This window comes from Asticcacaulis sp. SL142 (assembly GCF_026625745.1).
Taxonomy (GTDB): Bacteria; Pseudomonadota; Alphaproteobacteria; order Caulobacterales; family Caulobacteraceae; genus Asticcacaulis.
Genome location: NZ_CP113061.1, coordinates 2,709,711 through 2,734,848, shown reverse-complemented (window position 1 = coordinate 2,734,848; position 25,138 = coordinate 2,709,711). Strand labels below are relative to the sequence as shown.

General features: G+C 58.3%; 20 protein-coding genes and 1 pseudogene. 11 read left to right on the top strand and 10 right to left on the bottom strand.

All coding sequences use genetic code 11. The features are described from left to right. Positions 1–110 precede the first annotated feature (110 nt). From OVA03_RS12470 to proB, 4 genes are all read right to left on the bottom strand, one after another. Positions 111–1,598, bottom strand: a complete 1,488-nt coding sequence (locus OVA03_RS12470; protein WP_267525075.1) for a sensor histidine kinase — start codon at positions 1,596–1,598, stop codon at positions 111–113. Positions 1,599–1,870: 272 nt separating this feature from the next. Beyond that, positions 1,871–3,136, bottom strand: coding sequence for a glutamate-5-semialdehyde dehydrogenase (locus OVA03_RS12465; RefSeq protein ID WP_267525074.1), 1,266 nt, complete (start codon positions 3,134–3,136; stop codon positions 1,871–1,873). Beyond that, entirely contained in the window at positions 3,133–3,435 is a 303-nt protein-coding gene (locus OVA03_RS12460) for a hypothetical protein (protein ID WP_267525072.1), read from the bottom strand. Before OVA03_RS12460 ends, OVA03_RS12465 begins: the two co-directional genes overlap by 4 nt. Positions 3,436–3,442: 7 nt before the next feature. Further along, positions 3,443–4,591 carry a glutamate 5-kinase gene (gene proB / locus OVA03_RS12455; RefSeq protein WP_267525070.1) on the bottom strand — a complete coding sequence of 383 codons (1,149 nt, stop codon included), beginning with the start codon at positions 4,589–4,591 and terminating at the stop codon, positions 3,443–3,445. A gap of 236 nt (positions 4,592–4,827) precedes the next feature. Between proB and thrC the strand changes: the two genes are divergently transcribed. Together thrC and OVA03_RS12445 are read left to right on the top strand one after the other, a co-directional pair. Further along, the gene (gene thrC / locus OVA03_RS12450) at positions 4,828–6,207 is read left to right on the top strand and encodes a threonine synthase (RefSeq protein WP_267525068.1); all 1,380 of its coding nucleotides are present in this window, start codon (positions 4,828–4,830) and stop codon (positions 6,205–6,207) included. Positions 6,208–6,220: 13 nt separating this feature from the next. Continuing rightward, positions 6,221–6,556, top strand: a complete 336-nt coding sequence (locus OVA03_RS12445) for a hypothetical protein (protein WP_267525065.1) — start codon at positions 6,221–6,223, stop codon at positions 6,554–6,556. 121 nt (positions 6,557–6,677) lie between these two features. Here OVA03_RS12445 and thrB read toward each other — a convergent pair whose 3' ends face one another. Then, positions 6,678–7,541 (bottom strand): homoserine kinase, encoded by an 864-nt coding sequence (gene thrB, locus OVA03_RS12440; RefSeq protein WP_267525063.1) that lies wholly within the window; start codon positions 7,539–7,541, stop codon positions 6,678–6,680. A 252-nt stretch (positions 7,542–7,793) separates the two neighbouring features. On the opposite strand from thrB, the gene OVA03_RS12435 reads away from it, so the two are divergent. Further along, on the top strand, positions 7,794–8,807 hold the full coding sequence (locus OVA03_RS12435) for a cysteine synthase A (RefSeq protein ID WP_267525061.1): 1,014 nt from the start codon (positions 7,794–7,796) through the stop codon (positions 8,805–8,807). A gap of 5 nt (positions 8,808–8,812) precedes the next feature. On the opposite strand, the gene gcvA is transcribed toward OVA03_RS12435, so the two are convergent. After that, entirely contained in the window at positions 8,813–9,775 is a 963-nt protein-coding gene (gcvA, locus tag OVA03_RS12430) for a transcriptional regulator GcvA (RefSeq protein WP_267525059.1), read from the bottom strand. Positions 9,776–9,920: 145 nt separating this feature from the next. Between gcvA and OVA03_RS12425 the strand changes: the two genes are divergently transcribed. From OVA03_RS12425 to OVA03_RS12390, 8 genes are all read left to right on the top strand, one after another. Next, on the top strand, positions 9,921–11,018 hold the full coding sequence (locus OVA03_RS12425) for an NAD(P)/FAD-dependent oxidoreductase (protein WP_267525057.1): 1,098 nt from the start codon (positions 9,921–9,923) through the stop codon (positions 11,016–11,018). A 183-nt stretch (positions 11,019–11,201) separates the two neighbouring features. After that, entirely contained in the window at positions 11,202–11,549 is a 348-nt protein-coding gene (locus OVA03_RS12420) for a GFA family protein (protein WP_267525056.1), read from the top strand. A gap of 136 nt (positions 11,550–11,685) precedes the next feature. After that, positions 11,686–11,967 carry a hypothetical protein gene (locus tag OVA03_RS12415; RefSeq protein WP_267525054.1) on the top strand — a complete coding sequence of 94 codons (282 nt, stop codon included), beginning with the start codon at positions 11,686–11,688 and terminating at the stop codon, positions 11,965–11,967. A gap of 144 nt (positions 11,968–12,111) precedes the next feature. After that, a complete protein-coding gene (gene cysG / locus OVA03_RS12410) occupies positions 12,112–13,488 on the top strand; it encodes a siroheme synthase CysG (protein ID WP_267525053.1) in 1,377 nt (458 codons plus the stop codon). Then, positions 13,485–13,784 carry a DUF2849 domain-containing protein gene (locus OVA03_RS12405; protein WP_267525051.1) on the top strand — a complete coding sequence of 100 codons (300 nt, stop codon included), beginning with the start codon at positions 13,485–13,487 and terminating at the stop codon, positions 13,782–13,784. The genes cysG and OVA03_RS12405 overlap by 4 nt, the downstream gene beginning before the upstream one ends. Positions 13,785–13,786: 2 nt before the next feature. Further along, positions 13,787–15,430: a nitrite/sulfite reductase gene (locus OVA03_RS12400; RefSeq protein WP_267525049.1), complete on the top strand. Its 1,644-nt coding sequence runs from the start codon at positions 13,787–13,789 to the stop codon at positions 15,428–15,430. Continuing rightward, the gene (locus tag OVA03_RS12395) at positions 15,417–15,938 is read left to right on the top strand and encodes a DUF934 domain-containing protein (protein ID WP_267525047.1); all 522 of its coding nucleotides are present in this window, start codon (positions 15,417–15,419) and stop codon (positions 15,936–15,938) included. Before OVA03_RS12400 ends, OVA03_RS12395 begins: the two co-directional genes overlap by 14 nt. A gap of 21 nt (positions 15,939–15,959) precedes the next feature. Then, entirely contained in the window at positions 15,960–16,706 is a 747-nt protein-coding gene (locus tag OVA03_RS12390; protein ID WP_267525045.1) for a phosphoadenylyl-sulfate reductase, read from the top strand. On the opposite strand, the gene OVA03_RS12385 is transcribed toward OVA03_RS12390, so the two are convergent. From OVA03_RS12385 to OVA03_RS12370, 4 genes and pseudogenes are all read right to left on the bottom strand, one after another. Next, the gene (locus OVA03_RS12385) at positions 16,703–17,179 is read right to left on the bottom strand and encodes a DUF1579 domain-containing protein (protein WP_267525043.1); all 477 of its coding nucleotides are present in this window, start codon (positions 17,177–17,179) and stop codon (positions 16,703–16,705) included. The two genes, OVA03_RS12390 and OVA03_RS12385, sit on opposite strands and share 4 nt — an antisense overlap. Positions 17,180–17,389: 210 nt before the next feature. Next, the gene (gene gltB, locus OVA03_RS12380) at positions 17,390–21,904 is read right to left on the bottom strand and encodes a glutamate synthase large subunit (RefSeq protein ID WP_267525040.1); all 4,515 of its coding nucleotides are present in this window, start codon (positions 21,902–21,904) and stop codon (positions 17,390–17,392) included. A 14-nt stretch (positions 21,905–21,918) separates the two neighbouring features. Next, positions 21,919–23,368: pseudogene (locus tag OVA03_RS12375) on the bottom strand (NAD(P)-dependent oxidoreductase). Positions 23,369–23,757: 389 nt separating this feature from the next. Then, positions 23,758–25,059, bottom strand: coding sequence for an ammonium transporter (locus tag OVA03_RS12370; protein ID WP_267525038.1), 1,302 nt, complete (start codon positions 25,057–25,059; stop codon positions 23,758–23,760). Positions 25,060–25,138 lie beyond the last annotated feature (79 nt).

The following is a 25,138-nucleotide window of genomic DNA, read 5'->3' as shown; positions in this document are numbered from 1 at the left end:
ATAAGACGGCCTATAGACTGTCTTGGTGCGCCCTTTAAGTACTTTTTGTGACAGTTTTATAACATGCGTCACAAATGGCCGTGATTAGTCCGAAAAGGCCGAAACTAAGCTCAACCTGTGTGTTTCAAGTCATCATCCAACAGGCGCGGCCCAACCGGAATTTGTCCGTAAACCGACTTTTGCGGGAAATAGGCGCTGAATGCCGTAAAGGTTCTGACCTCATTGACCGGCAAGGCCGCCACACGTTCTGATTTCTGGCTTTCCGCACCAACTTGGGCTTCGCTTGCCACGCTTTCGACCACCAGCCCGCCACGGTGGCGGCTGATGATGTGCTTGACGATAGCAAGACCCAGTCCCGTGCCCAGCTTATTGCCGCTTTTCTGGCCTTCGACGCGGTAAAAGCGCTCCGCCAGACGCGGCAGGAACTCACGCCGGATACCGGGACCATGATCGCGCACCCGCACGACGGTGTAGACATCGTTCAACTGCCGGTCGGGGCGCAACAACATCAGACGCGAGGCCTGCCCCTCCGCCGGAGCCGACACCTGCGGCAAGGCCTGATCGAGCAGAACCTCAATCTCAACCACCGAGCCTTCGGGCGCATATTTCAGGGCATTGTCGGTCAGGTTCTGGACGACCTGCAATATTTGATCGCGGTCACCAATGACGGGAAACAGGCCGGGTTTAGGGGCGGTGACCGAAATGGCCACGCCCTTTTCCTGCGCCAGTATGGTCAGGGAATCGACCACATCCTTGACCGCCAGCGGAATATCGGCCTCACCCGTCGGCGGGACATGCTCATTCATTTCAATCCGGCTAAGTGACAGCAAGTCATTGATCAGTCGTCCCATGCGGTCGGCCTGAGCGGCCATGATATTAAGGAACTTATCGCGCGCCCCTTCGTCGTCCTTGGCATGACCACGCAGGGTATCGATAAAGCCTGAAAGGGAGGCCAGCGGCGTGCGCAGTTCATGGCTGGCATTGGCCAGAAAATCCGCGCGCATGCGCTCAATGCGGCGCACATCGGTTTCATCGCGCATCACCATCAGCGCCAGACGCTTACCCGTACCCTCAACCGGCAGGGGCGATGTCCATGACTGCCAGAACCGGTCCTGCGCCCCGCCGGTTTCATCAAACAGGGTCGAGCGGCTGACATTACCAAACAGGGCCTCATCGACCGCTTCGAGCAGTTCGGGATTACGGATATAGGACACCAACAGCCCGCCTTCGCGCTCCATGCGGAACAGCTTCATGGCGGCTTTATTGGCAAACACCACCCAGCGCCCGGCGATGTCATCGGGCTCAAGACCAGAGACCACCATGACCGGGTCCGGCATGGCGCGCAGCACTTCCTGAAACGATGGGCCTTCGGGCTGAACCTTGACGCGGATTTCCTGAGCGGGCTTGGCCGCCTGCACCTCAAGATAGGTCTGAAGACGCGAGTAACAACTGATCAGGCCATACGCCACAAGGATCAGCGACGCCCAGGCCGTGTAGGGCTGGAAATCAGGAATAGCGGCCATGATAATAAGGCCCGCAAACGCAAGGATCGCGCCCAGCGGGACATAATGTTTGGCGGGCGGTTTATAGTCCGGCATGACCTATCCGAGGAGATTGTCTTTACACGGATCACAGTACGCCAAATGAAACGAAAAATCCGTAAACTTCGCCTAACCCGATTCTGCGACAAGCTTATGACAATCTCAGGTCACGTCTGACACAAACTTTAAACCCAAGGTCGAGACGTGGTAAAACAGTAACGGAGCGACATTTTCGAGGAAAAATGGTTCCTGAGCAGACGCTAAGCTACGGCTGTATATGAATACAGCCTAAGCTTTGCAACGCACTCAGGGGCGATTTAGCCCGAAAATCAGGGACGAGTTTGGCCGGTTCCACGTACTTGGTATTTGAAGGTGGTGAGTTGTTCTGCCCCCACAGGCCCGCGCGCGTGCATCCGTCCGGTGGCAATACCGATCTCAGCCCCCAGCCCAAACTCCCCGCCATCAGCAAACTGGGTCGAGGCGTTCCACAGCACGATGGCGCTGTCGACCGAGTTCAGAAACAGCTCTGCGGCCTCAGCATTTTCAGTGATGATGCATTCGGTATGTTCCGTGCCGTAGGTCTTGATGTGATCCATCGCCTGATGGATATCATCGACCACCCGCACCGACAGAACGGTATCGAGATATTCGGTTTTCCAATCCTCTTCGGTCGCCGCCTCCATCGCGAAAATAGCCTGTGCGGCCGCATCGCCCTTGAGGGTGCAACCGGCATCCACCAGGGCTTGCGCGATCTTCGGCAGCAGGTCAGCCGCCACCGCCTTGTCGATCAGCAAGGTCTCCGTCGAGCCACACACCGACACCCGCCGCATCTTGGCGTTCAGCGTCAGTGCCACCGCCTTATCGGGATCAGCATCGGCATGGACATAGGTGTGGTTGAGCCCTTCGAGGTGGCTCAATACGGGCGCCCGCGCATCGGCCTGCACGCGCGCCACCAGGGACTTACCACCGCGGGGAATGATCAAACTCACCGCCCCGTCCAGCCCGCCAAGAATAAGCCCGACCGCATCACGATCCGACACCGGCACAAGCTGGATTGCGGTCTTGGGCAAGCCCGCTGCCTCAAGACCGTCTTCAATGGCCTTAAAAATCGCCAGCGCCGACGCCAGCGCCTCAGAGCCTGAACGCAAAATCGCACCATTGGCCGAACGGATGCACAGGGCCGCGGCGTCTGCCGTCACGTTGGGGCGAGACTCGTATATGATGGCGATGACCCCAATGGGGGTAGACACGCGGGCGATATCAAGCCCGTTCGGGCGGCTCCAGCGCGCCAGTTCACGCCCGACCGGATCGGGAAGTGCCGCGACCTCTTCCAGCCCCTTAGCCATCGCCTCAACGCGGTCGTCATTGAGCACCAGGCGCTCAATCATCGCCTTGGTAATGCCCTTAGTGGCGGCAGCGGCCTGATCGGCTTGGTTGGCGGCTAGGATTTCACCTTTGCGCGCCCGGATGGCCTTGGCGGCCTCAAGGATAGCCTTGGTGCGAACTTCCGGCCCGGCCAGACGCAAAGCCTCAGCGCCTGCCTTGGCGGCTTTGGCCATATAGGCCATCAGGTCTTTCAAAGGCATTTCGCTCATAGTGACTTATTCCTGACTACAACCTTAACAACATAATAAATTATCCCGCCCATAAAACTAGCAAATAGCCAGAAAGCATTAACCATCGCAAGAATCGCTATCGGCAGAAAAATAGCGCGATCCACTACAACTGAATTTATGCTGATATCCCACAACACCCAAAGCCCAAATGCGATAAACGGAAAACAGGCTATGAACGTAATGAGGCAATACTTAAACCACTTTTTGGGCAACCAAAGCGCGCCGAACATCGCAATTAGCGGGATAAGCAAAAGCGAGAAGTATAAGCCGTTAGACATCTAAGCCTCAAACCATCGCCATATTATCGCGGTGAATAATAACGTCACCGGCCGTATAACCCAACAGCCCTTCAATCTCTTTCGACGGTCGCCCCTTGATCAGGCGGATTTCGTCAGCCCCATAGGCGACAATGCCACGCGCATGCTCGGCCCTGTCCACACCCAATATGGAGATGCTGTCGCCCTTGTCAAAGCTGCCATGCACCTCAACGATACCCGAAGGCAACAGGCTCTTGCCGGATTTCAGCGCGGCCACCGCCCCGTCATCGAGCACGACCTCACCTGCCGGCACGACCGTGCCCGCAATCCACGCCTTGTAGGCGGCGGTGACCGAACTTTGCGCCCGGATGAGGGTGAACTTAGCCCCCGACGCCAATGCCGACAAAGGCCGCAGCATGGCTCCGTAAGCAATGGTGGTCGAACAGCCCGCCGAGCCCGCAATCCGGGCCGCCGCGATCTTGGTCGCCATGCCGCCCGTGCCCACACCAGCCGACGTATTGGCCCCACCGGCCATGGCCTCGATTTCGGCATCAAGCTTTTCGACCAGCGGAATATGGCGGGCGTCAGGATTTTTACGCGGATCAGCTGTATAGAGTCCATCAATATCCGACAGCAAAATCAGCGCTTCAGATTGCACCAGTTGCGCGGCTCGCGCGGCCAATCGGTCATTGTCGCCATAGCGGATTTCTTCGGTCACGACCGTGTCGTTTTCATTGACGATCGGCACGCACCCCAGATCAAACAGGGTCTCGATCGTCGCGCGCGCATTGAGCCAGCGACGGCGTTTTTCAGTATCTTCGCGGGTCAGCAGCACCTGCGCGGTCTTGAGACCCAGCTCGTTGAACACGCCTTCCCAGGCCTGCATCAGACGGGGTTGCCCGACCGCGGCGGCTGCCTGTTTCTGATCGAGTCGCAAACGCGAGCCTTTGAGGCCCAGATAGCGTCGACCCAAAGCACCGGCACCGGAAGAGACGATCATGACCTGCTTGCCCTCACGCATCAGGGCGGCCACATCCTGCGCCATACCGCGCATCCAGTCGATGTCGGCCTCACCCGTCTCGGCATTGACCACCAGAGCCGAGCCGATCTTAACCGTCAGACGGCGGGCCTTGAGCAGGGGCTCAGGCAGGGTCAGGACTTCGGTTTTTGCGGCCATGACGGTCATAAATGTCTTTTCTCAGACAGCTTAAAGTGTTAGGGCGTGCCCGACTTAAAATCGGTTGCGGGACTTCTAATTCGTGACAGCCCTTAAGTGAAGCCTTTTCGCTTAAAATCGAAAAACTTGCCCTCAAAACGGTATCCATTGGAACCATTTTGCGGGTTGCGGCTTTAAATCCGGCTGGATGGGCGAATTTCACCCCCGACGAAGACCAAAGGTACAGGCTTTTGACGATGAACTATATCGGTACGCGCGGCTTTAACGACCATCGCACCTTTGCGGGCGCGCTTCTGGATGGTCTGGCCCCCGATGGCGGTCTTTATGTGCCGCAAAGCTGGCCGAGCCTTGATACCGCAGAGCTTAACACCGCCGCCAAGGGCGATTACGGGGTCCTGACCGAAAAGCTGCTGACCCTGTTCGGCGTCGATGTGCTGGGGGCGGAGGCCGTAAAAGCCGCTGCCGCCAAGACCAGGGCCGCGTTTTTGCGGAATGGCGAAACGCCGCTGACGCAGGTTGAGGACAATCTGTGGATTCTGGAACTGTGGCACGGCCCGACCCTGGCGTTCAAAGACATGGCCATGCAGATGATCGCCCCCCTGACCGATGCCGCCCTGTCTCAGCGCGGCGAGAAGCTGACACTGGTTACGGCCACGTCCGGCGATACGGGCGCTGCCGCCGTGCGCGCCTTTGCGGGTTCTGAGCATGTGCGTCTGGTGGTTTTTCATCCGCTGGGCCGCGTCTCACCGGTGCAGCGCCTGCAGATGACAACGGTTGAAGCTGACAACGTCCTCAATATCGGCGTCGAAGGCGATTTCGACGACTGCCAGCGCTTTGTGAAGCAGCTTTTGGGTGAGGTGTCACTCAAAGAAACCGGCCTGATCTCCAGCGTCAATTCGATCAATTGGGGCCGCCTGCTGGGTCAGGTGCCGTACTATCTGGCCGCCGCGGCAGCCTCAGGTGCCGATCATCCTGAATTTGTGGTGCCAACCGGCAATTTCGGTGATGCCTTTGCCGGCTGGGCCGGGCGCAAGATCGGCGCCAATGTCGGCCATCTGCACGCCGCTGTGAACTCCAATGATGCCCTTAGTCAGGCCATCAATACCGGCCGCTATGTCCGCCATCAGGCCACCCCGACCGCCAGCGTTTCCATGGATGTTCAGGCCCCGTCGAACTTTGAGCGTCTGGTGTTTGAGGCGTCGGGCCGTGATGGTACCGCCACAAAGGCCCTGTTCGACACGTTTGCCGCCGATGGCGACGTTACTTTATCGGCGGACATGCAGGCGGCCTTAAAGGCTGAGGTTTCGGCGTCAACCGTGACGGAAGCCACCACAAAGGCAACGATCAAGCACGCCTATGATGCCTGGGGTCAGGTCATCTGTCCTCATACCGCCGTGGCGGTGGCTGCCGCTTTGGAACGCAAATCCGGCCAGCCGATCATTGCCCTGTCGACCGCCCATGCCGCCAAGTTCCCGGAATTTGTGACTGAGGCTTTAGGTTTCGCCCCCGAAATCCCCGAAGCTATTCAGGTACTTTATGGCCGCAAGGAAACCATAACCCCGATCAAAAACGACTACGCCGCCGCCCTTGCTGCGGTTAAGGGGTTTGTGGGTTAAAAGGAGTAACAATTTGTTCGTTGTGCTGAAGTTTCCGGAAAGACCACGTTACAAATTATTTGAAGATAGAGATGATGCTATTCGGTGGGCCAAGATCGAAGAATCCTCATTCAGGCTAATCTATAATTACAGCCCTGAAAAATTTATATATCAAACACCTAGTTTCGATTTTCGCTATTTTGACAACTTCTCTGAAAATTTCATTTTAAGCGATCAAACAAGTTGGGTCAAAATATACGATAATGAAGATAAAGCCGTTATGGGACTTATACAGTTTGATTTAATAACAAAGACGGCATTCATGAAGGACTTATCAGAGGCCTTTACCGATTGGACTATTAAACCTTAAGCCAATTTATGATCAGAAATACGCCCAGCCATCCTTAATCGCTCGGTGGTAATCCAGGCGGCGGTAAAAGGCTTCCGGGTCCTTCGGTTTGACTACCCATGATGGGTCGTGATTGAGCAGGTCATAAAGCCGCGTCAGGGGTAAAGCGCACGGCTGATCCGCGCGCAAACAGCGGCAAGGCTTCAACCTCGGCATCGCTCAAGGGCCGCTCAGCGTGATAGGCCTTGGCAAAGGCCGAAATCATATCCGGCATGGCTTGCCCGCCCGGCGTAAAGCCCCAGGCATTGAGGCTGACCGCCAGATCGTAGGCGTAGAAATCCGTGCAGGCATAGTAATAGTCGATGACGCCGGTGACATTGCCGTCATCGTCCATCAGCACATTGTCGGTAAAATAATCGGCATGGATAGCGCCGCTTTCCAGCGCGCCGGGCTTGGGCCACACCCCGTTCAGGAAATCCAGTTCCTTGCGGAAATCCTCTAAGATCGCCATCGCCCGTGCCGATTGACTGGCCTTGGGTTCGCAGCGCGCGATCAGGTGCGGCCAAGCCGCAATCCCCATCGAATTTTCGCGCGTTTGGGCAAAATCCGCCCCCACCTTATGCAGCTTGGCCAGATATTCACCGGCTGAGGCCGCATGGCGGGTATCGGGATTGCGTGGCCAGCGTCCGGGCAGCCATTTGATGAGCGCGGCTTTGCGCCCCGACACCTCACCAATGGTCTCACCGGAGGTCATGATTGCAGGCCCAGGTGCCGGATAGCCCTTGCGATCCAGATGCAGGGTATAGTCCATAAAATAGGGCAGATCATCGATGGGCGTTGCCGCCTCAAACAAGGTCAGGGCATAAAGACCCGTCGTCGTTTCGACCTTGAAATTGGTGTTGGACACCCCCTCTTCGATCCCTTCAAGGTGGATCAGGTCGCCGATATCATACTGGCTGAGATAGGCTGTGGCCTCTTCCAAAGATACGGGCGTAAAGACGGCCATGAGCCTTATGGTTCCTCTGTTTGTTTCGCCAAGCTATAGGGGAGGCGATGCGCGAAGAACAATCATTTTTGCTGAACCGATGCGTAAAAATGCCTGAACCGTGGCAGGTTTTCCTGCGAACGGTTTTCAATGCGCTTGTCTTAAGGCCACAGAACCACTAAACCCCGCCATTAGAAACTATCGCTTGGGCTGGATAAAGCCTTTGATTAAAGAGACACTCGAAAAACCATCACCCTCAAAGGGAGCGCCGTCTTGTCACACTCGCAAAAGCCCGCAGCCTCCGTCATCGACCTGATCGGTAACACGCCCCTGATCCGCCTGAAGGCGGCGTCGGAGGCGACCGGCTGTGAGATTCTGGGCAAGGCCGAGTTCCTCAACCCCGGCCAGTCGATCAAAGACCGCGCCGCCCTGTGGATCATCCGCGATGCCGAGGCCAAGGGGTTGCTGCGTCCCGGCGGCACCATCGTCGAAGGCACGGCGGGCAATACCGGTATTGGTTTAGCGACCGTTGCCAACGCTTTGGGCTATAAAACCGTCATCGTGATCCCGCGCACCCAGTCTCAGGAAAAGAAGGACGCCATCAAACTGCTCGGCGCGGAGCTGATCGAAGTCGATGCCGTGCCCTATTCCAACCCTGACAACTATGTGCGCTATTCCGGCCGTCTGGCCGAAGAGTTAGCCGCCAAAACCCCGGAAGGCGCCATCTGGGCCAACCAGTTTGACAATGTCGCCAACCGTCAGGCCCATATCGACGCCACCGGCCCCGAAGTGTGGGCGCAGACCGACGGCAAGATCGACGGCTTTATCTGCGCGGTCGGATCGGGCGGCACGCTGGCGGGCATGAGCCTGTACCTGAAAGACCAAAACCCAGACATCAAGATTGGTCTGGCCGATCCGCTGGGGGCGGCCCTTTATAGCTACTACACCAGCGGCGAGTTGAAGTCCGAAGGTTCGTCCATCACCGAAGGCGTGGGCCAAGGCCGCATTACCGCGAACCTTGAGGGTGCTGTGATCGACCATGCCTATCAGATTTCGGACGAAGAATGGCTGCCGATCGTGTTTGATCTGGTGCAAAACGAAGGTCTAGTGATGGGTGGGTCAACCGCGCTCAATATCGCCGGTGCCATCCGTCTGGCCAAGGACCTAGGCCCCGGCAAGACCATCGTCACTATCCTGTGCGACTACGGCAATCGCTATGCCTCAAAGATTTACAACCCGGAATTTTTGCGCAGCAAAAACCTGCCGGTGCCGGCGTGGCTGGACTAAAAATGTCAGATATCTTGCGCCGCGAACACAGGCTTATCAAAGCCGCCGAGCGAGGGGTTGCCCTCGTCTCTGGCCTGCGCGCGCAACCAGTCCATAAACCGTGTCTGAGCCTGCGACGGCTCGCGCGACTGCGGCCATACCAGGTAATAGCCGTAGGAAATCGGGCTGAAATCCTCACCAAAGAGGGCTTGCAAACGTCCGGCTTTGAGGTCGGCCTCGGCAATGGTGCGCTTGGCCAATGCCACGCCGCGACCGGCGACGGCAGCCTCAATGACCATATGGCTCTGGTTAAAGCGCGGGCCGCGCGACGCATCGACACCCTCGACCTTATGGGCCTTGAACCACATCGGCCAGTCGGGGCAGGTCGGATCAGTCTCAAAGCCGACATCGTGCAGAAGAACATGATTGCCCAGGTCTTCGGGCTTGCGGATCGGGGCGGCGTCATACAACAGCGGCGAGCAGACCGGCAAAACCCCCTCTTCCAGCAGATGCTCGACATTAACCCCCTGATAGTTGCCGTGGCCGTAGCGGATGGCCAAATCGACATCAGAGGTGGCGAAATCGGTCGTGGTCATATCGGCGCTGACCCAGACATCGACATCAGGGTTTTCGGCGTTGAAATCGCTCAGGCGCGGCATCAACCATTTGGCGGCAAAACTGGGTGCCACCGAAATCGTCACCCGGCCCTTTTGCTGCACCTGTTTCATCAGGCGCGTCGCCTCGAACATCTTCTCGAACGCTTCCTTGAGGATCAGGGCCGAGGCCTTGCCCGCATCGGACAGCACAACCCGCCGGCCATCGCGCACGAACAGCTCAACCCCGACATGATCCTCAAGCAGACGGATCTGCTGAGAGACCGCACCGGGGGTCACAAACAGTTCTTCGGCCGCGTGCTTAAAGCTTTCGTGGCGGGCGGCAGCTTCGAATACCCGAAGCGCCGACAATGGCGGCAAACGATCGCGAGACATAACGCATCCATCAACAAATCTATCCCGGCTACCTATATAGGGTTCGCCACGGTTTAAAAATACTAATCTTACAGAGTGATTGCCAAATCCTGAAGGCCGTTTGGAAAATCACTTTGCCCTTTGAGTTAGCCTATCGGAGACGAATATGAGCCACGCAGACCTGATCGCATCGTTGGACGTGCTGGAAGCCGGACAATCCTGGACCACCGACGTCATCATCATTGGCGCGGGCCCCGTCGGATTGTTTAGCGTTTTTGAACTGGGCCTGCTCGATATCAAGGCCCATATGGTCGATATTCTGGATAAGCCGGGCGGTCAGTGCGCCGAGCTTTATCCGGAAAAGCCAATCTATGACATTCCGGCCTGGCCGATCATCAGCGGCAGCGACCTGACCGACCGCCTGCTGGAGCAAATCGCCCCGTTCGGCGCCAAGTACCACTTCAACGAAATGGCTGTGGCGATCGAAAAGGTCGAGCAGGATGACGGCACGATCAAGTGGAAACTGACCACCGACCAAGGCACGACGATTGAGGCCCGCTGCATCATCATCGCCGCCGGTGGTGGCTCCTTCCAGCCGAAAAAGCCGCCTATCCCCGGCATTGACGGCTTTGAAAACCTCGGCGCCGGTAAGGGCGTGCACTATGCCGTCCGCAAGATGGAGGCCTTCCGCGGCAAACGCATCGTCATTTCCGGCGGAGGCGATTCCGCCCTCGACTGGACGGTCAACCTCGCCAAAGTGGCCGAACGCATAACCCTCGTTCACCGCCGCGACGACTTCCGCGCCGCCCCGCACACCGTCGCCCAAATGCGCCAGTTGGTCGCAGACGGCAAGATGGACCTTGTGATCGGTCAGGCGACTGCGCTTAAGGGCGAAACCGGCCACACCCTCGAATCCGTGACGATTGAGGACAATGACGGCAACGAACTTCATATCGATGCCGATGCCTTCCTGCCCTTCTTCGGTCTGACCATGAAGCTGGGACCGGTGGCTGAGTTTGGCCTCAACCTGCATGAAAACCTGATCCCGGTAGATACCGAAAAGTTTGAGACCTCAACAAAGCAGATCTTTGCCATCGGCGACATCAACTACTATCCGGGCAAGCTGAAGCTGATCCTGTCGGGCTTCCACGAAGCCGCCCTGATGTCGCAGCAGGCCTTCCGCTACGTCTATCCGGAAAAGAAACTGCGCTTCCAGTACACGACCTCATCGTCGGAACTGCAAAAGAAAATGGGCGTGAAATAGCAGGGTCACAGACCCTGCACCCGTTAGTTATCAAAGCCCCTTCGGCACCACCGGAGGGGCTTATTTTCTCCTCCCCTGTTTACGGGGGAGGGGACCCCGAAGGGGTGGAGGGGGCAAACCACACAAACGAGATTTGCCCACAGCTTTCAGATTCGCTAACCTCCGGCAAAACAGGAGGAAACCATGCTACATTCCGGAAGCTGCCATTGCGGGAAGATCAGCTTCGAGGTCGAGGGCGATTTCAAGGACGCTATTGACTGCAATTGCTCCTATTGCCGCAGGCGCGGCAGCCTGCTGGCCTTTGTGGCTAAGGATGCGCTTCACCTCAAAACCGATCCGGCCGATATCGAAACCTATCGGTTCAACACAATGAAAATCGCTCATAATTTCTGCAAGGTCTGCGGCGTCGAACCCTACGGCGAAGGCACAGCCCCGGATGGCAAGGCAATGGTTGCGGTTAACCTACGCTGCCTGCCCGATGTCGATCTCGAAAAATTGACCATCAATAAGCGGAACGGTGCTGGGCATTAACCCTCAGCCGCAATAGGGCCTAATTGTTCCTTTATTTGCACTGCACTATATCTGTGTACTGTTTAATGTGCGCGCATCTTAGCCTAAAACCGATAACACTTTTAGGGATGCGCTTTGTAAATATCGGAGGCGTATCATGCTCCACCTAGGCGCTGCCCATTTCGGCGACATTAATTTTGACCTGTCGGATCTGAGCGGCAGCAAAGAACACTGCACCTGCGCCCTGTGCCAGCGTAAATCCGCACAACATCCGCTTAAAGTCGCCTTACCGCTGGCCGAAGGACCGGATGATGCGCGCGCATTTGGCCGCCATCCGCTTCAGCACCACTTCTGCTTGACAACCGAAACGGGCAAGGCTGATGGCCGCCCCTTCGGCTCCACGTCAGACTTCGACTATTTGCTGAATGCCACACGCTGATTTGCGCATAATTCGCAATAAGTTACTGTTATTTAGCCCCTCTAATCCCAGAGGGTAAAAACCATCGCTTTTCCAGCCCATGGCTAGAGATTAAAAGTCCACACTAAGGTATGATGGCTTAAGCCCACACCTGTTGAGGATGTTATGATCGCTTTGCCCCTGTCCTGGCCGCTGGAAGGCCGTAAGGTTGCGCTGATTGGCGCAGGGGTGACGCTTGCGCGCAAACTTAATCTGGTGGAGCGCACACCGGCGGAACTGCTGATTTATGACATAGACCACACCGCATGGCCCACCGCCGATGATTTGCATGGCGCTTCGCTGATTCTGGTGGCGTTTGAAGATCGTACCTCAGCGGAGCGTGGGGCGGCCTTGGCCCACACGTTGAAAATCCCGGTCAATGTCGTCGATCAGCCCGACCTGAGTGATTTTCATATCCCGGCCATTATTGATCGCGGATCGTTATCGATTGGCGTGGCCACCGGCGGCACAGCCCCGGTTCTGGCGCGCGAAACCCGCCGCAAAATTGAGGCTGCCGTCCCCCCGTCCGAGACTCATGTCGCCGAGTTTGCGCTCAAACTGTCGCCACACTTGCGCGAAGCCTTCAGCAATGTCGATGACCGCCGCCGGTTCTGGGAGTACATCCTGACCGCCCCCGCCACGACCTTGGCGCGTTCGGGCAAGATTGATGAGGCGCTGACCGCCGCATTGGCTGAGATCAGAGCCCCCAAACCCCGCACCGGCGTCGTTCATCTGGTCGGGGCTGGCCCCGGCGATCCGGAACTGCTGACGCTTAAGGCCCTGCGCCTGCTGAGTGAGGCCGATGTCATTGTTTATGACCGGCTGGTCGGGGATGCGATCATGGATCTGGCCCGCCGTGACAGTGAGCGGCTCTATGTCGGCAAGCAGCGCTCAAACCATTCTGTGCCGCAGGATCAGATTCATGCCCTGCTGGTCGAACAGGCTAACCTGGGCAAGCGCGTCGTGCGCCTCAAAGGCGGCGACCCGTTCGTGTTCGGCCGTGGCGGCGAAGAGGTCGAAGCGCTAAAGGCCGCCGGTATCGAAGTTCACGTCACCCCCGGCATTACGGCGGCGCTGGGCTGTGCCGCCTCTGCCGGTGTGCCCCTGACCCACCGTGACCATGCGCAGAGCGTTACGTTTATTACAGGGCACGCCAAAGATGGTGACGCGCAACATAACGATCTGCAACTGGATTGGGCCGCCTTGTCACTGGCGCATCATACGCTGGTGATCTATATGGGCGTGGCGACCGCGCCCCGTGTCTGTGCCCGTCTGATGGAGCATGGCCGCGCGGGTTCGACACCGGCGCTTATCATTGAAAACGGCACGCGCCCCGATGAGGTGCGCACGGCCACGCAACTTAATCAACTGGCCGCCACCCTCGCCGCCAATCCACCCAAGGGCCCGACCCTCGTCATCATCGGCGAAGTCACGGCCTTGAGTTCCGAACACTGGGTCAACGCTGAGGCGATGACCCAACCAACGATAAAGGTTCCCGCATGAAGCTCCTGACCGCCAACCGATTAACCGACGGCCTGGTGCTGTGGTATGCTGACGGCCAGTGGGTTGAAGATGCCGCCCTGGCCACGCACCTTGAAGACGCCGCCGGCGAAGCGCTGAAGTCCGAGTGGATAGCCCGCGAGACCGAAGTGGTTGCCCCCTATCTGATCCCCGTCACTGATGACGGCACTCCGGTGCAGCGTGAACATGTGCGCGAATTTGTGCGCGCCAACGGCCCAACCATCGGCCAGACAACCTTTGATACCGCTAAGCAATTCAACCGCCCGGAAGTGTTCTGAGAATGTATGTTTACGACCAATTCGATCACGCCCTCGTTCGTGAACGTAACGCCGAATTTTCGGATCAGGTGGCCCGCCGCCTGAGCGGGGAATTGTCCGAAGATCAGTTCAAGCCGTTGCGTCTGATGAACGGGCTTTATCTGCAACTGCACGCCTATATGTTACGGATTGCCATTCCTTATGGCGTTCTGTCGTCGGTTCAGATGCGCAAATTCGCCCATATCGCGCGCACCTATGACCGCGATTTCGGCCATTTCACCACCCGTCAGAACCTTCAGTTCAACTGGATCAAGCTGGCCGATACGCCCAAAATCCTCGAAGAATTAGCCGAAGTCGAAATGCACGCCATGCAGACCTCCGGCAACTGCATCCGCAATACCACGACCGATCAGTTTTCGGGTGCGGCTAAGGACGAACTCGACGATCCGCGCCCGTGGGCCGAACTGATCCGTCAGTGGTCGACCATCCATCCGGAATTTACCTTCCTGCCGCGTAAGTTCAAGATCGCCATCACCGGTGCCACCAAGGACCGCGCCGCCATCCGCGTCCACGATATCGGCCTGCACCTGACGCCCAAGGGCTTTGAGGTCTATGTTGGCGGCGGCATGGGCCGCACCCCGCATCTGGGCCACCTGATCAAGTCGGGCGTACCGGGCGAAAAACTGCTGAGTTATCTTGAGGCCTGCCTGCGGGTCTATAACCGCTATGGCCGCCGCGATAATATCTATAAGGCGCGCATCAAGATTCTTGTGTCGGCGCTTGGGCCTGATGAGTATGCCCGTCAGGTCGAAGAAGAGTGGAACACCCTCGATCAGGCCGCCATTGATGCGCCCTATTATGAGATCGACCGTATCCGTTCGTTCTTCCCCGATCCGGCCTTTGCCGATAAGGCATTTGACGCCCCCGCCCTAGACCGCGCCAAAGCGGCCGATCCGGCCTTTGCCCGCTGGGTTCGTAACAACACCCATGCCCATAAGCGCGATGACCACGTCAGCGTGACCATCTCGACCAAGCCGGTGGGCCTGCCGCCGGGCGATGCTTCGTCCGCACAGATGGACGTCATGGCCGATGTGGCGGACAGCTTTGCCTACGGCGAACTGCGCGTGGCCCATGACCAGAACGTCATCCTGCCGCATGTGGCTAAGGCCGATCTTTATGCCCTGTACCAGCAACTGGACCGCGTCAATCTGTCGACCGCCAATGCCAAGAAGATCAGCGATATCATCGCCTGCCCTGGGCTGGATTACTGCACCCTGGCCAATGCCCGCTCGATCCCGCTGTCGCAGGAAATTTCCAAGCGCTTTGCCGATGCCGATCTGACCGATGAGATCGGTGAACTGGAGATCAAGATCTCTGGCTGCATCAATGCCTGCGGCCACCACCATGTCGGCCATATCGGGATCTTAGGCGTCGATAAGCAGGGCATTGAGTTCTATCAGATCCTGCTCGGCGGCCGCGCCGATGAAAAGGCAGCGCTGGGCGTCATCACCGGTAAGGGCCTGCCGGCGGAAGCCGTACCCGCCGCCATCGAGCGAGTCGTGCGCCTTTATCTTCAACTTCGCACGTCGCCTGCGGAACGCTTCATCGATGTCGTTGAGCGTCTGGGCCGTGAAACCTTTGCCGAGGCACTCCATGAGCCAGCTTAATTCATCTGCCCCCCCCACCCTGATCGCTAAGGACGGCACCCGTATTCTTGACGGTTGGGCCCTGCTTAATGACGACGATGTTGTCGGCGCCGATGGCCCCTATGTGTTGGGCTTTGAGCGCGCGCTCACCGAATTGCCGGGCCTGAACGGCAGGTACGGTGTGCGCGTCAATCCGGGGGATGATATTCGCGCACTCGCTCCCTATATGGAAAAGATCGCATTGGTTGAGGTTAATTTCCCCGGCTACCGCGATGGCCGCGGCTATTCGACCGCCCGTATATTGCGCTCTGACCTGAACTATCAGGGCGAAATCCGCGCAGTCGGTGATGTGTTGCGGGATCAGTTGTTCCTTATGCTGCGCTGCGGGTTCAACGAATTTGTACTCAAGGACGCCGATCCCGAAGAGGCCATTAAGGCGGCCACGGATCGTTTTGAAAATGCGTACCAAAGTGCGGCCGATGCCCGCCAACCGATCTGGGCGTTACGCCAAAAGCTCACGGAAGCTTAATCCGTAGAAAGCGTTTTGATCATGACTATGATCATCAACAATATTGCCGAACAGGTCGCCTCACCTGAGGCTATCCGCGCGGCGGAACTGTCGGCCCGTTATGAAAATTGGGCCGCCGCCGACATCCTGCGCGATGCGATAGAGCATGAGTTTATCGGCTCCATCGCCCTGTCGTCATCGTTTGGCGCGGATTCCGCAGTCATGCTGCATCTGGTGTCGCAGATCAACAAAGACCTGCCGGTAATTTTTTTGGATACTGACCGGCACTTTTTTCAGACCCTGCAATACCGCGATCAACTGGCCAAGATTCTGGGGCTTACCAACCTGATCAACCTCAAAGCCGATAAGACTGAGGAACAGGATTTCGACCCAAAAGGTAATTTGTGGAAACTGGCCCCCGATGCCTGCTGCGCCCTGCGCAAAGTTCGGCCGCTGAATAAGATCACCGACGACTACACCGCCTGGATTACCGGCCGTAAGCGCCACCAAGCAGCGACCCGCGCCAATATGCCGATCGTTGAGTGGGATGGCCGCAATTTCAAGGTAAATCCGCTGGCTAACTGGACGGCGGACGATATCGCTGACTATATCGAAGCCAACGCCCTGCCCCCGCACCCTTTGGTCGAACAGGGCTATCCGTCGATTGGCTGCTTTACCTGCACCAAGCCGGTCGAGGTCGGTGAGGACGCGCGCGCTGGCCGCTGGGCCGGGAGTGACAAGACCGAATGCGGTATCCATAAGCCGATCTTCGGCGGCGACGGTATCTAACCCACTCGTCTGTAGTGGTTCTGCATCAGCCGCTTCCACTCACCGTCTGCCGTCTGAACCATAGCCGTCAGGGTACGGGTATTGTCATCATTAAGCGTGTAAATATCACGATATTTCAGGGTCTGGCCGGGATTTTCCCAGTCAGGCCCTTCGCAATCGAGCGACAGGGATTTGTGGGCCTCATTCCAGTGGCCGTCATAGACCCACAAATGATCCATCATCGACCCTGCCCATGAGCCGACAAACCGGCCCTTGGCGCGATCAAAACCTAGCGTCATCAGGGTTGTCGCCTCACCGCCGCCGGGCATCTGCCCGTGGCCTTCGACCACCAGCCATACCCTGTGCAGCATCCGCCCGCGCTCGATCCACTCGGTTATGCGTTCCGCTTCGGCCAGAGACATATCAGGGATGATCTCCCAGTCCCCGGTCATCCTCTCCAGCCAGTGATGCTCAGTTTGGATATCGACGTTCATGGCGGCCTCCTCTGCTCTGATTACCTCCACCATAAAACAAAAGCGGCTCGCTGTTAACGAACCGCTTTTTTACTTTCTAAATACCTGAACCAATAACCCGCTGTGAGGCGGCGAAAAGTGTTAGCTTGTGAGCACCGAAGCGCAGCGTACATGGGTACGTGAGCATCGGCGCGCAGCAAGATGACATTTTGCAGCCCCTCGCAGGTAGGGTTATGCGATTTTGGCTTCGAGGCGGGCCTGAAGTGCCAGTATCTCATTCGGCATAACCTGAACAAAGGCCTTGAGGCTGTTGTCCCAATCATCGAGCAGAGCCTCAGCGCGGGGCGAGAGGGTCATTTTGAAATGCTCCTCTATCAGTCCCTTCAACTCCGCTTCCGCCTCATCCGGCACTGACCGCAAAGTAATGCCTTCCGGGTTGATATAGTTGGCAAACGACTTGTCCGGGTCCCAGACATAGGCGACACCGCCGGTCATGCCCGCGCCGAAGTTGGCACCGACCGAACCGAGGATGACGACCTTACCGCCGGTCATATATTCACAGCCGTGCGCGCCCGCCCCTTCGACAACCGTAGTCGCGCCTGAGTTACGCACCGCAAAGCGCTCACCGACGGTTCCGGCGATAAACAGCTTACCCGACGTTGCCCCATAAAGGATGGTGTTGCCGGCCAAAGCCTGCTTTTCCTGCCAGTGACGCGGACGGATCGAGATGGTCGCCCCCGACAGGCCCTTACCCACATAGTCGTTGGATTCCCCGACCAGATCGATAAACAGCCCCTTGACCGCGAAGGCCCCCAGCGACTGACCTGCCGAGCCACGCAGTTGCAGGGTCAGGTGACCATCGGCCAGCGTGTCCTTGAACCGGCGAACCAGCGCTGACGACGTGCGGGTGCCGACCGCGCGCATGGTGTTGCGCACGTCATAGGTCAGGGACATTTTCTCACCGCGCTCCAGCAGTGGCGCAGCGTCCTTGACGATCTGAGCATCCAGCGTATCAGCGACCGCATTGATTTCATGCGGCAGGGTGATCAGCGCATTCGGGTCACGCTCGACTCGCACCAGTAGCGGGTTGAGATCGAGGTCATCGAGGTGCGCGCCGCCGCGTGAGATTTGACGCAGCAGATCGGTGCGACCCACGGCCTCATCCAGCGAACGAAGACCGAGCGAGGCCAGAATTTCGCGCACTTCTTCGGCAATGAAGGTGAACAGGTTGATAACCTTTTCCGGCGTGCCGGTGAACTTGGCGCGCAGGCGTTCGTCCTGCACACAGACACCGACCGGGCAGGTGTTGGACTGACACTGACGCACCATCAGGCAGCCGATAGCCACCAACGATGCCGTACCGATGCCGAACTCTTCGGCGCCCAGCATGGCGGCGATGACGATATCGCGGCCGGTACGCATCCCGCCGTCTGAGCGCAGACGGATCTGTCCGCGCAGGTTGTTGAGCGTCAGCACCTGATGGGCTTCGCTGAGGCCGATTTCAAACGGCAGGCCGGCGAACTTGATCGAGGTCAGGGGCGAAGCCCCTGTGCCGCCAACCTGACCGGACACCAGAATGGCATCGGCCTTGGCCTTCGCCACACCAGCAGCAACCGCGCCGATACCCGATTGCGACACCAGCTTGACCGTCACGCGGCAGTCGGGGTTGATCTGCTTGATGTCGTAGATCAACTGCGCCAGGTCTTCGATCGAATAGATATCGTGGTGCGGCGGTGGCGAGATCAGGCCAACCCCCGGCGTCGAGTGACGCATACGGGCGATGAATTCCGTGACCTTAAAGCCCGGAAGCTGACCGCCCTCACCGGGCTTTGCCCCTTGCGCGACCTTGATTTCGACTTCGCGGCACTGGTTCAGATATTCCGCGGTCACGCCGAAACGACCCGACGCGATCTGCTTGATGGCCGAGTTCGGGTTATCGCCGTTCGGACGACGGACATAGCGTTCAGGGTCCTCACCGCCTTCACCGGAGACCGAGCGCGCGCCGATGCGGTTCATGGCGATGTTGAGCGTCTCATGGGCTTCGGGCGACAGCGCCCCCAGCGACATGCCGGGCGTCACAAAGCGCTTGCGGATTTCGTTGACCGATTCAACTTCATCGATGGCCACGGGTGCGGCTTTCGGCGCCCAGTCGAGCAGGTCACGCGGTGCGGTCGGCGTATCCTTCGACATCTTCCCGACCAGATTGGAGTAGGTCTTGAAGGTCTTATAGTCGCCGCGCGTCGTCGCGTCCTGCAAGAGGTGGATCAGCTTGGGCTGATAATAGTGGGTCTCACCCGCCGCCCGCAGCTTATAGAAACCACCAATCGGCACGAGGGCGCGCTTGGACGCCCACGCTTTTTGGTGCAGTTCCGAAAGCTTGGTCTCGATACCGGCCAGACCGATGCCTGAGATACGCGAGGTCACGCCGGGGAAGAATTCGGCCACCAGCGCCCGCGACAGGCCCAGCGCCTCGAACTCATAGCCGCCGCGATAGGACGAGATGATCGAAATGCCCTTCTTGGCCAGAATCTTCATCAGACCGGCCTCGATGGACTTTTTGTAGTTCATGAAGGCTTTGTAGGAGGTGATCTGACCGTAACGGCCCGCCTCAAGACGCGTCTGCATCAGTTCCAGAGAAAGGTACGGGTTGACCGCCGTCGCACCCACCCCGACCAGTACGGCAAAGGCATGGGAATCCATGGCCTCAGCCGACCGGACGATGATCGACACAAACGAACGCAAGCCTTCCTGCACCAGACGGGCATGAACCCCGGCGGCGGCCAGAATCATCGGCACGCCCATGCGGGCGGGGCCAGAGGCCTTATCCGACAGCACGATCATGGCGGCACCGGCCTTCACCGCCTCAACCGCTTCATCACGCAGACGATCCAGCGCCGCCCGCAGGGCCGCACCGGGCTTTGCCGCCACGTCCGGTAACGGGAACGAGCAGTCAAGCTGAGCAACCTGACCGACGTTTGAGGTTTCCAGCAGGCGGTCATACATGCCCGTCGTCATGAACGGCGAGTCCATGACCAGCACATTGGTCTGGGCTTCGTCTTCGGCCAATATGTTGCCGAGGTTCTTAAAGCGCGTCTTGAGCGACATGCCCGCTTCTTCGCGCAGCGGGTCGATCGGCGGGTTGGTAACCTGCGCGAAGTTCTGACGGAAATAGTGCGACAAAGGCCGCCACTCGTTCGACAGCACCGCCAGAGGCGTGTCGTCGCCCATCGAGCCGATGGCTTCCTTGCCGTCCTTGACCATGGCGTCAAGCACGGTATCGAGGTCTTCGACCGTAAATCCCGCGGCGATCTGACGGCGATCCAGTTCTTCGCCGTGATAGGCGCGCGGCTCAGGGCCGGGCTCGATGATCTTATCGACATCGACCATGTTTTCCAGCCAGTCAGTATAGTCGTGCTTGGCTGCCAGGGCATCAAGGATTTCGGTCTCGGAATAGAGCTTACCTTCTTCCAGATCGACCGCAATCATCCGGCCGGGGTTGATGCCCGAACGGCGCGACACGCGCTCTTCGGACACACCCGTCATACCGGCTTCGGAGCCGATGATGAGCAGCCCGTCCTTGGTTTCCGTCACGCGTAAGGGGCGCAGGCCGTTGCGGTCTTTGCCGGCGACAACCCAGCGGCCATCGGTGGCGCAGACGGCAGCCGGGCCATCCCACGGTTCCATGACCGCGTTGGCATAGGCATAGAGCGCCCGGTGCGACGCCGACATGGTCACTTCCTGCTTCGACCAGGCTTCCGGTATCAGCAGAACCTTGGTCATCGGGGCCGAACGGCCCGCGCGCACCAGAACCTCAAACACGTTATCCAGCGCTGCCGAATCTGAGCCACGCGGTTGGATGACCGGCTTCACGTCGGAGGCTTCATCGCCAAAGGTCGAAGCCGCCATGCGGATTTCGTGCGACTTCATCCAGTTGACATTGCCGCGCAGGGTGTTGATTTCGCCGTTGTGGGCCAGCATCCGGAACGGTTGGGCCAGCTTCCATTCGGGGAAGGTGTTGGTCGAGAAACGCTGGTGGAAGATGGCCACCGACGATTCAAAACGCGGGTCTTTCAGGTCGAGATAGAAATCATCGACCAGTTCGGCGCGGAACATGCCCTTATAGATCAGGGTCTTGGATGAGAACGAACACAGATAGCAATCAAGGTTCGCTTCATCGACACGCTTTTCGATCCGGCGGCGGCACAAGAACATGGCGCGCTCCAGCGCTTCACCCTCTAAGCCCTCTGGGGCCGCCATCATGATCTGCTCGATCTCCGGGCGGGTCGAGGCGGCGCGGGTGCCAAGCTGGGCGACATCGACCGGGGCCTGACGCCAGCCATAGAGATAAAACCCTGAGCGCAGGATTTCAGACTCGACTATGGTACGCGCCGCTTCCTGAGCCCCAAGGTCGGAACGCGGCAGGAAAACCTGGCCGACCAGAACCGGGCCGGAGCGCGGGTTATGGCCGATGTTACGGACCTGCTCCTGAAAGAAGGCCTGCGGGACACTGAGCATAATCCCCGCACCGTCGCCGGACTTACCGTCAGCATCGACGGCCCCGCGGTGAAACAGGGCTTTGAGGGCCTTGACGGCCAGTTCAACCACGTCACGGCGCGGCTTGCCATCGATTGAGCAGACGACACCGACACCACAGGAATCGATTTCCGAGGCCGGATCATAGGCGTGGCCGTCGATCAGGCGCTGGCGTTGCTCAAGGTAGCGTTCGAGATCAAATTCGTAAGACATATTTTGCTTCATGCTCATTGGGCCGCCTCCGACAGAGAAAGCGCCAATTGGGTTTGCAGGTAGTGGTGGATATCGGCGGCGGCGTCCTGACCTTCACGGACAGCCCACACCACCAAAGATGCACCGCGCACAATATCACCGGCCGCGAATACGCCGGGCACAAGAGTCTGGAATTCACCGGCCAGAGTCTTGATCGTGCCCCATTTGGTGACTTCAAGGCCCGGCTCATTGAACATGACCGGAATGTTTTCCGGCTCAAAGCCCAGAGCCTCAATGATCAGATCGGCAGGCAGATCGTTTTCGGCACCGGCAATGTCTTCGATGCCCTGACGGCCTTGCGCGTCCGGCGTGGTCAGGCGCATACGCTGCACCTTAAGGCCTGTGACGGTCTCGGCATCGCCCAGCACCGCCATTGGCGCCGACAGCCATTCGAACTTCACGCCTTCTTCTTCGGCATTGTAAACTTCGCGGTCAGACCCCGGCATGTTGGCGCGGTCACGACGGTAAACGCAGGTGACGGACTTTGCCCCCTGACGGGTGGCGGTGCGCACGCAGTCCATAGCCGTATCGCCGCCACCGATGACGATGACGTTCTTGCCTTCGGCGTTCAGGCGGCCCGACACATAGTCCGGTACACTATCGCCAAAACCTACGCGGTTTGACGCGGTCAGGTAGTCGAGTGCAATCACCACACCCTGCGAGCCACAACCGGGCACGCTCAGGCGGCGGGTCTTGTAAACCCCAGTAGCAATCAGGATCGCGTCGTGCTTTTCGCGCAGTTCCTCAAACGACACCGTCGTTACCGATGTCGCAGTTCATGACATATTCGACGCCCGATTGCGCCAGACGGTCGGTACGGCGCAGCACGACTTCTTTCTCAAGCTTGAACGATGGGATGCCGTAGGTCAGCAGGCCACCGGCGCGGTCATAGCGATCATAGATGGTGACTTTGTATCCGAGCGTGCGCAGACGATCCGCCGCCGCAATCCCGGCAGGGCCCGCCCCGATGATACCGATGTTCTGGCCACGCTCCTGCACCGGGACAATCGGCTCAATCCAGCCGTTTTCAAACGCCATATCGCCCAGAAAACGCTCAACCGAACCAATGGTGACGTTTTCCCAGCCCGATTGCTCCAACACGCACGAGCCTTCGCACAGACGATCCTGCGGGCAGATACGGCCGCAGATTTCCGGCAGGGTCGAGGTCGCCGACGACAGCAGATAGGCTTCTTCGTAGCGGCCTTCGGCGGTCATGCGCAGCCAGTCAGGAATGTTGTTCTGCAAAGGACAACCCGACTGACAGAACGGCACGCCGCACTGGGCGCAGCGCGAAGACTGGGTCGTGGCCTGGGCCGGTTTGAAATCGGCGTAAATTTCCGAGAAGTTATTAATGCGGGTTTTCGCATCATGCTTCTGCGGCGTGCGCCGGACTTCGACAACAAAGCGGTTCGTTTCGCCCGTCATTGTTAAACCTCCAAAACCTGTCGGACGCGCTTACACCTCCGACCCCAAAAACCATTGTCTCACTGTGCCTGATACGTTCAGCAAAAGCGTTTGGGTGAAAGCGCAATTGCTGACAAATAAAAAGCACAAAAACCAAGTTAGATAAAGATTTCACCCGTGGGTGAGATTTTTATCAGCATCCGGCCACTTAGTATCAATGGATACCAGTTTGCCTTTTGTTCCCATCAAAGACTTCATCCGAATGCGAACGAATATCTTTTTCAAGAACCATAGCCCAAACATGCGAACCCCCTCGGTTCTGGTCTCTGCCCGGCCTGACTGCCGAAAGCGGAGCCAAAACGCGAGGGGGAGGATAAACGCCCAAGCCTTTTGGAAAATGGGGCTTGTTTCTATCCGTGCTGGGTCTCTCCGTGCTGCGTGCTGTCGAGACCCTCAATTTCCTGTTCTTCCGTCACTCGAAGCCCGGTGGTGTATTTGCAAATCATCAGAATAAGGAACGTCACCACACCAGACCAGATAATCACAGCCACCAGACCCAGTGCCTGCTTGCCAATATTGGCGCCGTCGGCCAGAGCGTTCACCGACGTCGTGGCGAAAATCCCGGTCAGCAGCGCACCCACTAGACCCCCGACACCATGCACCCCAAAGGCATCAAGGCTGTCGTCATATTTCATGGCCTTCTTGATCGCGGTTGAGGCCACAAAACAGATCGGGCCTGCAATCAGACCAATCAGCAGCGCCCCGCGCGGATCGACAAACCCCGCTGCCGGTGTGATGGCCACCAGACCGACCACCAAGCCCGTGATCATGCCCAAAAGGGTCGGCTGCTTGCGCTCAATCCACTCCGGGATGATCCAACCGATCGCACCCGTCATGGCCGCCAGTATCGTGTTAAGCGTCGCCACTGCCGCCAGTGAATCTGCCGCCAGGGCTGAACCGCCATTAAATCCGATCCAGCCGACCAGCAGCAAGGACGCGCCGATCATCGTAAAGGCCAGATTATGCGGGGCCATGTTATCACGCCCGTAACCGCGGCGCTGACCTAAAACATAGGCGCAAACCAGACCCGCGACCCCGGAATTGACGTGGACCACCGCACCACCGGCGAAATCAAGCACACCCATAGCGCCTAGGAAACCGCCGCCCCATACCCAGTGACAGACGGGCGCATAGACCAGCAGGTGCCACAGACCGACAAACAGCAAAAACGCCGAAAACTTCATCCGCTCAGCAAAAGCCCCGGCAATCAGGGCGGGCGTGATGATCGCAAAGGTCATCTGGAACACCACCCACAGATATTCCGGCAGTCCGGGCAGCGCCTTATAGGCCGTATCCATGCCGACCCCATAAAGCAGAGCGACCTGAAAACCGCCTAAAACCTTGTTCCAGCCCTCATTCAGGCCAACGCCGAACGACAGGCTATAGCCGATCACGATCCACAAAACCGACACCAGAATGGTCGCCGCAACCGATTGGGCCAAGGTTGCGAGCAGGTTTTTCTTACGCACCATGCCGCCGTAAAATAGCGCCAGACCCGGCAGGGTCATAAGTAGCACGAGGGCAGTCGAGATCAGCACCCATACGGTCGCCGCCGGGTCGAGCGCGAGCTGTGCCTGATGGGCCAGCAATGCTAAAACCGGTTCAGGGTTTGCCGCAGCAACCATCGCATCCGTGGCGGGTGTAGCCGTCATTCCCGATATATCCCCGTATCAAGCCTGAAAGAATTAGCGCTTCGCCCTAAAATTCACGCGCGGTTGCACACGCGAAGGC